Source organism: Psychrobacter sp. M4, from assembly GCF_055699795.1.
On the sequence record NZ_CM146740.1, the window covers coordinates 1,751,917 to 1,764,752 of the forward strand.

Consider the following 12,836-nt stretch of genomic DNA (forward strand, 5'->3'; position numbering starts at 1 on the left):
AGTAAGAGTTATTATATAATTGCTGTATAGCACGCTACTTTTTAATTGTCCTGATCAATAGCCGCTTTCATCTGACGAATGACCGCACTCAACAACATCTCATCGATATCGGTAAGCTTGTTGAGACCGTAATCATAAGTTTTTAGAATCATAGCCTTTTGATCTTGAGTAAGATGTACAGACACCTCGCCATCTTTAGTTAACGTACGATAATCTTCTAAGGTTCTTTTTTTGTCATCTCTCATTGTTTATTATCCTTATCTTTGCCAACTTTTCTATTAATTTTGCAAAAGTCAAAGATACTTATTTTAATGCTATTAATTTAAGATCGAAAAACTATTGTAACTAAACGACCTTACTTGGTCTACACAAGCTTGTATAGTTAATATTAGGTCACACTTGATGGGCTAAGCAGCATCTTTAGCTTAATTGATCCAAATTATCACAACTTTTAGCCATAGCATCCTACCTATTTATTGACATTCGAAGCGGGCGAAGGTTCATGACTATCTACCAATCCAATTTGCCTAGTTGCGAGCGCTGTTTGCCACTGCTGATAACGCGCGGTTTTATAATCAACATCCGTATTCTCGCTACCTAGTAGCTGTACCGCTAACCCATGTTTGGCGTGACCGGCGATTTGATCAAGCTTACGCAGCGTGCCACGATCGGGCAGCGCTTGACTGTGAATACCTAAAATCACTTGTACCGGATGGGTATCCAGATAAGTGGTCAGACGTGCCATATCCTCACGATCATCAACAATACCAAAATTTTCTACCGTACTTGCTACTGTTTTGGCGTGATCATGATTAAGACCTGCCTGCCACCAATTATCTTGCTTAGAGGGGTACTCAAGTAGAGCCACCAACTTATTGCCAGAGCTAACGGTCGCTTTTGGCACAACGGGGGCAGGGGTCTGCTTAAAATCATCAGCATCGATAACTTGTCTTTGCCAAAAATTAATAATCTTTTGATAGTAAGGTAGTTTAGTGTCAAGGCGCATCTTTTTACGACGAAACATCAGCGCACAAAATACCCATGCTATTGCTCGCGGCACGATGCCGTACATGAGTAAACTACCTATTAACAGGCTCGCCCATTGCCGGGCGATCGATAAGGGCAGGGCGTCAGTCACCAATCGGCTTTGGACAATAGCCGCACTATCAGGAACGCTAAAACCAACCATACTTGGCAGCCAGCCTAGCACTTGAGTGAGGGTAATCAGCGTCTGATCAGACAGCAGCGTTGATTCCCAGCTAAAGCTATATTGACGCACAATGAGTAAAAATATAATCGCCAGCAGCATCCCTGTTAAGGTCGCAAGCCACAGCTGATGACTAAATCTGCCTAGATACCAGCGCATACCGCTGTGCTGCAGTTGCTGCTCGTATAAGCTTACCGCCGCTTGGGTCACATCGTCTTTACCACGTATTAAGTAACTAGGACTGACAAGATTGGCAAACCAGTTTGAGGACTGCTTAGATTGCTTCATCAGCGTTAATACCAGCCAGCCTACCAGCATGATGGTATGAAAACCTAGCAAGCAGACCAAAACGTAGAAAAAATTGACCACGTTGGCTTGTAGTAAAGTAAATAATCCCAAAAACCCTGACACACACCAAACCACGCTCATAAGCGTCATAATGCCTTTGATACGGCCATCAATCTTACCCAGTACGCGCGTAAGGTTGCCATTGCTATCGATACGCGAGGCGCGCCGATGCAGCTTTTGGATCGGCTTGCCCTCCTCATTTTGCAGCTTTTCAGTTATTAATAAAGGATCGGTTGCAAAAACATGTTGCCGAGTCTCAAGGGTACGTACCAGCTCAGTTAATTGGTCTTGGGGTGATAGCATGTGTCGATGACATCCAAATAGAGACGTTAATGTTGTTATTGATTTAAAGGCTAAAAAACAATTGTTGCCAAAAAACGATTATTGTAGCGTATAAACTTTAGTATAAGGCATAAGCTCTCAAAAAAGAGGAATAAATGAGTGCAGTATTTTAGGTAAATGGTCATACCTAAATAGTAGTTATGTTTTACTTTTTATCTATAACCAATACGATTTGCGCATAGTAAAAGATAAGAAAATCAGCCAGAATGATTAAATGGATAATAATAGAAGGATACTAAAATGAATAATAAAACCTATCTAATAGTAGGCGGTACTGGTGGTATTGGTAAAGCTATGGTTGAGCACTTAACAGCTGCCACTGCTAATGAGCAAACTGCTGATCAAACAAAGATACGCGTGTTCGCCACTTATCACAAAAACGTACCTGATATAGAAGCCGATGATTTATACTGGTTAAAGATGGATGTCAGTGATGAAGATAGCATTAAAGAGGCGATAGATGAGATTAAGTCGCACACGAGCTGCATCGACTGGGCGATCAACTGCGTAGGCCTGCTCCATACCGAGCACTCGCAGCCAGAAAAAGCCCTGCGTCAAGTCGAGACCGATTTCTTTTTACAAAACATGCAAATCAATGCTTTAGCCAGCATGCTCATCGCTAAACATATCAAACCTTTATTGGCAAAATCTGAGCGCAATAATGACAACCCCGCGATCTTTGCAACGATATCAGCCCGGGTTGGGAGTATTAGCGACAATGAGCTTGGCGGCTGGTATAGCTATAGGATGAGTAAATCAGCACTCAATATGGGCATGAAAAACTTAAGCATCGAGTGGGGTCGCTCCTTAAAAGATGTCTGTGTCGTAGTGATGCAGCCCGGTACGGTCAATACGCAATTATCGGCACCGTTTCAGGCTAATGTTGCCGAAGGTCATCTGTTCTCGCCCGCCTATAGCGCAGAGGCACTGCTAGATGTGCTATCGGGTATGAGTGCTGAGCAAACAGGGAGTTTTATAGATTGGGCAGGGGAGTCGATACCTTGGTAACCCAAGGGATCAGAACTAAAAAAGGACCGCTCATGATTAAATCATAAGCGGTCCTTTTGATTTATAAATCTTTAGCTGATAAAACATCAATTAGTAACGAACATATCCATGAACTCATTAACTGGCGTTTGTTCTAGCTGCGCCTGATTGTTGCAAAGCTCGACAATCTGTTTGCAGCGGCTATCGATAAAACGTGTGGCAAGGCTTGCCTGAAACTTAGCCTCTAGCACTGGAATACCCTCATCACGGCGACGCTTATGACCAATAGGATATTCGATAGCGACCTTGTCGGTACTACTGCCATCTTTAAAGAAAATTTGGATGGCATTAGCAATGGAGCGCTTATCAGGGTCATGATAGTCTTTTGAATACTCTGGGTCTTCTTCGACCACCATTTTACGGCGCAGACCATCAATCAGTATATGATGTTGCTCGTGATAATCATCTTCATAATTCTCCGCCATCAAATCGCCCGTTAGTAGCGGCACAGCAACCATATATTGCAGACAGTGGTCACGGTCAGCAGGGTTGGCAAGAGGGCCTTCTTTGGAGATAATGCGAATCGCTGAGTCATGGGTAGTGAGTACAATCTTCTCGATATCATCAATTCTATCTTCAACACGCGGATGCAAAATTACTGCCGCCTCACACGCGGTTTGCGCATGAAACTCCGCAGGAAAGCTTAGTTTAAATAAAATGTTTTCCATCACATAGCTACCAAAATCACGCTGGAAGCTAAAGCGGCGCTCATCGATAGGTTTGGTCGCCAAATCCTTATTAGTATGGCTAAATAAAACGTCGTAAAACCCCCACTGCGGCGCTGATAGAGCGCCTGGAATACCCATCTCACCGCGGCGCGAGATATCAACCAAACGCACGCCCCGGCTAGTAGCGTCGCCTGCCGCCCATGATTTGCGGCTACCGGCATTGGGCGCATGGCGATAAGTTCGCAGCGCTTGACCATCAACCAGTGCTTGGGATATTGCCGCCATAATACGCTCACGCGGTAGATCATATAATTTAGCAACGACAGCAGTTGAGGCCAACTTGACTAAGAACACATGATCCAGTCCGACGCGGTTAAAGGAGTTGTCCAGTGCCATAACGCCTTGAATCTCGTGCGCCATAATCATGGCCTCAAGCACTTTTCGCATCGTTAAGGGCGCGTGACCTTTGCTGATATTTTGCTGGCTAATATAATCAGCGACTGCCAAGATACCGCCTAGATTGTCTGAAGGGTGCCCCCATTCAGCCGCTAGCCACGTATCGTTATAATCAAGCCAGCGCACAATACAGCCAATATCAAAAGCGGCTTTGATCGGGTCGAGTCGGTAAGAGGTGCCAGGCACCCGTGCGCCGTTGGGGGTAATTTGATCGGCGCAATTAGGGCCTAGATGCTTGGTACATTCAGGGAAGCGCAGGGCAAGCAGGCCGCAGCCTAAAGTATCCATTAAACAGTAGCGCGCCGTATTCCACGCGTCATCGCTATTGGGTGAGTCGTCATCTATAGAATAATTGAGCACATAATCAGCAATTTTTTGAATCTCATCGTCATATTCTGGACGGACGTTACTCTCTACGGTGTTTTTCTCTATTTTAGACATAATGATCTCCCTATCCTTGGATTACATAGGTCATCAATAATGAATAGTTATCATTGATGTAGCTATTCATTAAAAGTAGCATATCGCTATAGAAGCACCAAACTGAATTATGTTAAGAATCTATTGAAATGTGCAAGCATTACGTACCAAATCGTCAAATTGAGCGATCAAATCAGGTCATCAAATAAATCAGGCCAGCGATAAACATAAGCCCTAATATCAGCAGTAAAAAGGTGAGAATAGTGCCTACTGTACTCTTTGAGTTCTCTTTTTTTACTTTAACCTTTTTGACAGGCGGTAATACCATAGTGACGTGTTCAATGCCATCCTCGAGATAACGCCCGCCCTCTACGACAAACCCTAACGACTCATAAAAGCTAAGCAAATAAGTTTGCGCCGAGATAACAATAGGCCTTTTTTTACCGTAGTGTTTGCGGCAGTAATTGATAGCCTGTACCATGATTTGCCGGGCAAGACCACTACCGCGATACGGTGCTAATACCAGCACACGACCAATGGCTGACATCTGATTGGCTGGGCTTGATAGCGATTTTAGGGTGTTAAATTCTGGCGGGATAATACGGCAGTAGCCAACGAGCATCTCGTTTTGGTGAGCAATTAGATGCAGACAGTCGAAGTCTAACTCGTCCATATCTTGATAAGGACAGTTTTGCTCAACTACAAACACTTGCGCGCGCGCTCTTAAGATATGATAGACATCAACTGAGGTTAAGTCGTCAAACTTTTTTATGGAAAATTCATTGGTCATAGTTACGGTTTCTTAGCGCTTTAAACGATGTTTTAATATTTTTAATTTTCGATAGTTTTAATTATAGCAGTTGCCTATTTTTTAAAGAAACAAAACAGGGTTAAGAAAGACATCTTTCTTAACCCTGATCCTACTGATGCTACCAGATATATTCTACTAAACAGTAGTGACCTGATTAATGCGATAGGCGCGTTTTATTATCTTCTACCGTCTTGGCATAAGGGCTAATACCTTTATCCATAATCTTGGTAGCTTCTTCGTCAATGTGCATGCCAAAGTTATTGAAAGCATTATGATTACCCAATGCCAAACGCTGCAAGTCGCTCATCCACTGCTTGCCTAAAGTGATTTGTGAAGCTAGGATTTGCGAGTTGATATCACCCATAGACTGCATAAACGCCATTTGCTTTTCTGCAATCATGGTATGTATCTCTTGATGCTGGCTATCAGAATTCATAGGAGAGCTGGCAATCTTCCAAATACGTGTGGCCATAACTTGTGGAATCGCTAAACACATGGTTAAAGCTTTTTGTTGCAGCTGCAATGCAGGTGCTGACAGCATAGGTATAGAAGTAGGTACTGAAAAGGTAGGTGCTGGAATGTTGATCATTTGCGTCTCGTCCTTACTATAAGTGTGAGGGTATTCTACTCCCCTTGATTGGATTAGCAACCATCAATCAAGGTATTGATACTATAGACAATAAATACATACAAAATAATATATGTAGAATTTATCCATAGACCTATTTAATAGTTTACTCTTATTTAATAAGTACTAATAAAAATTTATCAACCATTAATCGTCTGACTGATCTTATCTAAATTTAAACTATCTGACATAGCGGTGAATATCTCGTAGTATTTACCGCCTTCGTCATACAATTCTTCATGGGTACCCGTCTCGACCACTTGACCGTTTTCTATCACTACTAAATCATCAGCGTCAATAATTTGCGCAATATTATGCGAGACAATGATGACGGTGCGATTTTCTTTGATCAAATCTAAGCTTTTTTTGACCTGTTGACTGGCTATAGCATCAAGGCTTGCTGTAGGTTCATCCAAAAACACAATCGGCGGATCTTTTAGAAACATTCTTGCCAGCGCAATACGCTGCTGCTGACCACCTGACAAGGATTTTGCCGTACTCTCATAACCATCGCTCAAGCCCATGATTTGCTCATGAATAGAGGCTTTTTTGGCGGCCACGATGATATCTTCCTCACTAGCATTCATATTTCCATAACGGATATTTTCACTAATGGTCCCTGAGAAAATATGGTTGCTTTGTAGCACAAGGCCAATACGTTGACGCAGATCATGAGTATTACAGTCTTTGAGATCGTGCCCATCCAAGCATATTTGACCGGCGTCTGGCTCATAAAATTTCACCAGCAGGTTAATAATGGTACTTTTGCCTGCGCCGGAGAGGCCCACCAGAGCAGTGATACGATTGGGTTTAATGGTAAAGCTGACATCTTTGAGCGCCTGCGTGCCATTGGGATAAGTAAAATCAACGTTTTTCAGCTCGATATGACCTTGAAGATTTTCACTACTCATGCCGTCGATATTCTCAACCTGTTTATCGTCTTCTAAAATCTCAAAGAAGCCTTCGGCATAGGTCAAGGCATTATTAATCTGATCATAAATACGGTGCAATTGACGAATAGGCGCGGCGACGTTTTGAAACAGCATAACGTGAAATAAAATCATCCCGATAGTCATCTGTCCATTTAATACAAAATAAGAGGTTAAAAGAATAATAACCACTACGCCGATTTGTTCAATGAAAGTCTTAACCGCGTCATAAACAAAACCAATGCTGCGAATACGCAGCTGGTTGTCGGTCATCTCTTTTTGAATTTTTAGGTGCTTTTGCGCCTCAATCGGTTCACGAACAAAGGATTTGACCACGCTGATTGAATTAATAAGGGAGATCACTAGGCCACTTTTGGCCTCGCGAAAACCGCGCATCTGCCGCCGAAAACCCTGCAAACGCAGCGCCTGCTTTTGACTGATAAAGAAGTAAATCGGAATAATAATAAGACCGACCAGACCAATCCAAAAGTTGGTCGAAAACATAATAATTAAGGAAACAATGGCGCTAGCAAACAGCGGCAGCATATCGATAAAGAAGTTTTGCACAAGGCTAGTCAAACTGCTCACACCCATATCAATACGGGTTTGCAATTTACCACTATCGTTTTCACTACTGGTGTAAAACGCCATACGATAAGTCAAAATACGCTCAATAATGCGCTGCGACAAATCACGCGAGAGATTAATACGAATCTTCTCACCAAAAAAGCGCTGACCAAAAGAGATAAATATCGACAATATCTCTTTGGTCAGTAAAATGGCGCTAATAATCATCAGCATGCGCACGCCCGCTTCCCAAGGTTCGGCAAGGGTTGCAATTTCGGTCAGTGTATCGACGGCGTAGCGCAGTACAAAGGCATTGACCTGCGCGGTGAAGGAACCCAGCGCGGTCAAAACTAAGGTAGCAATAATTAACGTTTTGTAAGGCGAGGCAAATACGGCAAGCTTTTTGAGAATATCCCAAAGTAGGGCTCGCCGCTCTTTTTTCTCGACGGGCGGCTTCTTGTCTAACATCACACGGCGCGGGGGAGTGGTCATAATAAAAGGGGCTTATTATAGATTAACGGATTTATACTAGATTGACAGGGTAGCCATATACAGCATGGTCAACGATTATACCATTTACATTCTCAGCTTGAGTAATAATACCTTCTAGTTTAAAACCTAAACGCTCAGGTACCGCGCGACTAGAAGCGTTATCAGTCGCTACCCTGATTTCAACCTTATTTAATTTTAATTCATCAAAGCCTATTTTAATTAAGTGTGCCACACATTTAGTAATGATGCCTCGGCCGCGGTACGCTTGGCTTAACCAATACCCTATACTGGCTTTACTTAATTTATAGTCAATCTGATTAAAACTAATATTTCCAACTATTTGCCGTTCATAAATAATGGCGCAGGTCAAAGACTTACCATCAGCATAATCATGCAAAGATTTGTTAATAAAAATTAAGAAGAAATCTTCGTCCTTGGCATTAGCAACCCAAGGTAAATACCGCGCTAAGTCTTTAAGCTTTCGCAAAGCTAGGTTGCACCAAAGCTAAAGCGATATGCTCATCAATTTTTCGAGTAAACATCGTGTTCCCAATATCTAAAAGGCGGTGCTTAAAAAGCATCCGCTGGAACAAACACTTCGCCGACCATTATACGACGCGCTGAGCGGCTCATCGAGACTTTTTTAGCTTGCCAGCGCCCACCCACTTGTTCAGTTCTGCCGCCGACCAAGAGCGTTCCTGAAGGATGACCAAAGCGCACCTCGGACAGCTCGCTGCCCCCAGCGGCTTCGTTGACCAATGTTCCTTGTGTGGTTGCTGCTGCTGCAATGGCAACTGCGGCCGTACCCATCATGGCATGATGTAATTGTCCCATACTCATCGCGCGTACCACTAAATCAATGTCATCCGCACTAACGTCTTTACCACTGGACGCGGTATAACTTTGCGCCGGAGCCACCCAAGCTATTTTGGGAATATGTTGGCTGCTTTGTGCCTCACTCTCATCTTTAAACAGTCCCATAGCGACGCCGCCACGTGCGCGGATTGCCTCTAACTTAGCTAATAATTCGTCATTGCTATTAACGTCGCCTTGTAGCTCTGTACCGTTAAAACCTAAGTCTTCCGCTTTCATAAAAATAGTTGGAATGCCCGCGCTAATAAAAGTCGCTTTGACGCTGTCTTTATCCAAACCGCAACCGGAGACATCAAAATCATCAACTAAGTTATTGGTTGGGAACATATCGCTTGAGGAATCAACCGGGTCGATAAATTCAATTTTAACTTCAGCGGCCGGGAAGGTGACACCGTCCAATTCAAAATCACCCGTTTCTTGAACTTGCACTTTACCTTGCTCATCTTTATAAACTGGAACATGGGCAATGATGGTTTTACTGATGTTTTCTTGCCATATATGCACTTCACAAATACCATGCTCAGCACTAGCATTTACTTTATCGGCAGCAACCAAACCCATATTAATAGCACAAGCCCCAACCGCAGCAGTCAAGTTACCGCAGTTACCTGCCCAATCTATCAGAGGTTTGGCGATATTAACTTGTCCAAACAGGTAATTAACGTCGTGGTCTGCACGTGATGCTTCAGACAAAATCACCGTCTTTGAGGTGCTCGAGCTGCCATTACCTAAACCATCGATTTGCTTACCATAAGGATCGGGGCTACCAATGACGCGCAGTAAAAAATTATCACGAGCCTTGCCAGCAACTTGGCAACGCTCAGGTAAATCGGATAATTTGAAAAACGTACCTTTTGAGGTGCCGCCGCGCATGTAGGTGGCGGGGACGGAGATTTGTGGGGCGAATTTTGGTTTTGAATTTGGTTGGGTCATTATTGGGCGTCCTTTATATATTTATGATTTGTCTGTTGTTTTATTGGTTGTATAGAAAAACCGATGCCATATCTCTATATAACATCGGCTCATTTACTGCTTGTTAGCCTTTAGAGGCTAAGCGATATCTAACGTACCGTCGATAAACTCTTTAGCAAAGCGCTGGAGCATACCGCCAGAGTTATACATTTTTACCTCATCAGCGGTATCTAAGCGGCAGATAACTGGCGTTTTATCGACGCTACCATCTTGACGATGAATGACCAGCGTCATCTCGCCACCAGCGGAAACTTCACCTTCGAGATCAAACACCTCAGTACCATCGATATTTAGCGTTTCGCGGTTGGTACCTTCTTTAAACTGGACGGGAAGGGCGCCCATACCGACTAAGTTCTGACGGTGAATACGCTCAAAGTCCTCAGCGACGACGACTTCCACGCCAGCCAAACGCACGCCTTTTGCCGCCCAATCACGACTTGAGCCTTGACCATAGCCGTCGCCTGCGATAATAATCAGCGGCTGATCACGATTCATATAGGTTTCAATCGCCTCCCACATGCGCATCACTTGACCTTCAGGCTCCACACGAGCCAGTGAGCCTTGAATGACGTCGCCTTTCTCGTCACGTACCATCTCGTTAAGCAACTTTGGATTGGCAAAGGTGGCACGCTGCGCGGTTAAATGGTCGCCGCGATGCGTGGCATAGGAGTTATAGTCCTCAGCGGGCAGACCCATGGTATCGAGATATTCGCCAGCAGCGGATTCACCCATGATCGCATTAGACGGTGACATATGGTCAGTCGTGATATTGTCACCAAGTACGGCGAGTGGACGCATGCCTTTGAGCTTATTCATTGCCGCCATTTTGCCTTCCCAATACGGCGGACGGCGGATATAAGTACTCATCTCGCGCCAATCATACTGTGGATCGATGACCGAGGCTTCGTTACGACCCGCCTGCGCTTTGGCCTCATCAAACATCGGGATATACACTTCATTATACTGCTCAGGTTTAACCGACTCGGCGACGATAGCGTCAACTTCAGCATCATCAAACCAGATGTCTTTAAGATAAACATCATTGCCGTTTTGGTCTTTGCCCAGCGAGTCTTTTTCGATATCAAAACGGATATTACCGGCGATAGCGTAGGCAACAACCAGTGGCGGGGATGCCAAAAAGGCTTGCTTGGCATAGGGATGAATACGTCCATCAAAGTTACGGTTGCCCGATAGCACCGCAGTACTAAACAGGTCACGATCGATAATTTCTTTTTCGATATCAGGGTCCAGCGCGCCGCTCATACCGTTACAAGTGGTGCAGGCAAAGGCGACGACATCAAAGCCAAGTTTTTGCAGCTCAGGTAATAATTCAGCTTCTTCTAGATAAAGCTTAACCGCTTTTGAGCCGGGAGCGAGTGAGGACTTGACCCAAGGCTTACGCACAAGGCCTTTTTGGGCAGCGTTACGGGCGACGATACCGGCAGCAACCATATTGCGCGGGTTTGAGGTATTGGTACAGCTAGTAATTGCAGCGATAATAACCGCGCCATCAGGCATAAGACCGTCTTTTGGTTCAGGTAATTTGTCACCTTCGCCGTGAGCGATACCTTCTTTTACCAAATCAGTCGTTGATACGCGTGCATGGGGACGTGAAGGCCCCGCGATATTACGCACCACTTTGGATAGATCAAAGTGCAACACTCGATCATACTCAGCATCGACCATACCATCTGCCCAAAGTCCCGTTTGCTTGGCATAAGCTTCAACGGTTGCGATTTGCTGTTCGGTACGACCTGTTAGACGCAGATAGTCGATGGTTTGCTCATCGATGGAGAACATTGCCGCAGTTGCGCCATATTCAGGGGTCATATTGGAGATAGAAGCGCGGTCGCCAACGGTTAGATTGCGCGCGCCGTCACCAAAGAATTCAAGATAGGCAGAGACCACACCTTCCTCACGCAAGAATTCCGTCATCGCTAGCACTAAATCGGTACCAGTAATGCCTTCTTGCAATCTGCCCGTCAGCTCAACGCCGACGATGTTTGGCAGACGCATGTACGATGGATTACCCAGCATGACGCTTTCAGCCTCCAAACCGCCTACACCGATTGAGATGACACCTAGCGCGTCGACCATTGGCGTATGGCTATCGGTTCCGACTAAAGTATCAGGGAAGGCTACCGCATCACCGTCTTGATCAGCAACGACTTGTACTACTGGCGACATTTTTTCTAGGTTGATTTGGTGCATGATACCGTTGCCGGGCGGTACGACGTTGACGTTATCAAAGGCATACTGGCACCAATTGATAAAGTGGAAGCGATCTTCGTTACGGCGCTCTTCAATGGCGCGGTTTTTCTCAAAGGCATCTTCTTCAAAGCCTGCATGCTCAACGGCTAGTGAGTGATCGACAATGAGCTGCGTCGGTACAATAGGATTGACTTTGGACGGGTCACCACCTTCAGCAGCAATAGCGTCACGCAAACCTGCTAAATCAACAAAGGCGGTCTGACCCAAGATGTCATGACAGACGACGCGCGCTGGATACCACGGAAAATCAAGATTTTGCTTGCGGTAAATATGCTGCTTGAGCGCGTCAGTTAGATCCTCTGGCGGGCAACGACGCACTAGGTTTTCGCACAAAACCTTGGAGCTAAAAGGCAATTTAGCATAAGCGCCTGGCTCAATATCATTGACCGCTTGACGGACATCGAAATAATGCAAATCGGTATTAGGGAGCGGCTTTTTATACTGCTCATTCATGGTTTGCGGATTAACTTGCGTTAAAGGCTGCTTGCTATCGTCGCTCATGGCGTGCTTTCCTTTATAAATGGTGGGGTATAAATGAGGTAAATTAGAGGTGCAAAGAGGATTTATTTAACAAAACTTATTATTGGTAATAGGTTTTGCTAAATAAACCTGATCTTAATATAAACATAACGGGCCAAGAACTCCGGTTTTAACGAGTAATGGGTACGTGGAACACACCCTACATAAATCAAAAAACGATAGAATTGTAGGGTGGGTTAGTTTTATAAAGCTTTTTCGAAAAGCGCTAATAAAATGTAACCCACCAATTGATCATTTAATTAGAGCGGTGGGTTACGCTTCTAAC

Annotated in this window: 10 protein-coding genes; 1 reads left to right on the plus strand and 9 read right to left on the minus strand. The window is 44.5% G+C overall.

The window, feature by feature from the left end:
- Positions 1-41: 41 nt before the first annotated feature.
- Positions 42-245, minus strand: coding sequence for a hypothetical protein (locus ACR63N_RS07165; RefSeq protein WP_367103187.1), 204 nt, complete (start codon positions 243-245; stop codon positions 42-44).
- A 224-nt stretch (positions 246-469) separates the two neighbouring features.
- Positions 470-1,858, minus strand: coding sequence for a DUF2868 domain-containing protein (locus ACR63N_RS07170; RefSeq protein WP_472782685.1), 1,389 nt, complete (start codon positions 1,856-1,858; stop codon positions 470-472).
- A gap of 279 nt (positions 1,859-2,137) precedes the next feature.
- On the opposite strand from ACR63N_RS07170, the gene ACR63N_RS07175 reads away from it, so the two are divergent.
- Positions 2,138-2,905 (plus strand): SDR family oxidoreductase, encoded by a 768-nt coding sequence (locus tag ACR63N_RS07175; protein WP_367107429.1) that lies wholly within the window; start codon positions 2,138-2,140, stop codon positions 2,903-2,905.
- Between the two features lie 86 nt (positions 2,906-2,991).
- Here the strand turns inward: ACR63N_RS07175 and ACR63N_RS07180 are convergent, their stop codons facing one another.
- The 7 genes from ACR63N_RS07180 to acnD form a co-directional block, all read right to left on the minus strand.
- Positions 2,992-4,509, minus strand: a complete 1,518-nt coding sequence (locus ACR63N_RS07180; protein WP_472782686.1) for a bifunctional 2-methylcitrate dehydratase/aconitate hydratase — start codon at positions 4,507-4,509, stop codon at positions 2,992-2,994.
- A 172-nt stretch (positions 4,510-4,681) separates the two neighbouring features.
- On the minus strand, positions 4,682-5,278 hold the full coding sequence (locus tag ACR63N_RS07185; protein WP_367103183.1) for a GNAT family N-acetyltransferase: 597 nt from the start codon (positions 5,276-5,278) through the stop codon (positions 4,682-4,684).
- 175 nt (positions 5,279-5,453) lie between these two features.
- Positions 5,454-5,888 (minus strand): hypothetical protein, encoded by a 435-nt coding sequence (locus ACR63N_RS07190; protein ID WP_367107427.1) that lies wholly within the window; start codon positions 5,886-5,888, stop codon positions 5,454-5,456.
- A 179-nt stretch (positions 5,889-6,067) separates the two neighbouring features.
- Entirely contained in the window at positions 6,068-7,891 is a 1,824-nt protein-coding gene (locus ACR63N_RS07195; RefSeq protein ID WP_367110329.1) for an ABC transporter ATP-binding protein, read from the minus strand.
- Between the two features lie 55 nt (positions 7,892-7,946).
- A complete protein-coding gene (locus ACR63N_RS07200) occupies positions 7,947-8,402 on the minus strand; it encodes a GNAT family N-acetyltransferase (RefSeq protein WP_472782687.1) in 456 nt (151 codons plus the stop codon).
- Between the two features lie 83 nt (positions 8,403-8,485).
- Positions 8,486-9,721 carry a 2-methylaconitate cis-trans isomerase PrpF gene (gene prpF, locus ACR63N_RS07205; RefSeq protein WP_472782688.1) on the minus strand — a complete coding sequence of 412 codons (1,236 nt, stop codon included), beginning with the start codon at positions 9,719-9,721 and terminating at the stop codon, positions 8,486-8,488.
- Between the two features lie 117 nt (positions 9,722-9,838).
- Positions 9,839-12,484, minus strand: a complete 2,646-nt coding sequence (acnD, locus tag ACR63N_RS07210; protein WP_472782723.1) for a Fe/S-dependent 2-methylisocitrate dehydratase AcnD — start codon at positions 12,482-12,484, stop codon at positions 9,839-9,841.
- Positions 12,485-12,836: the final 352 nt, after the last annotated feature.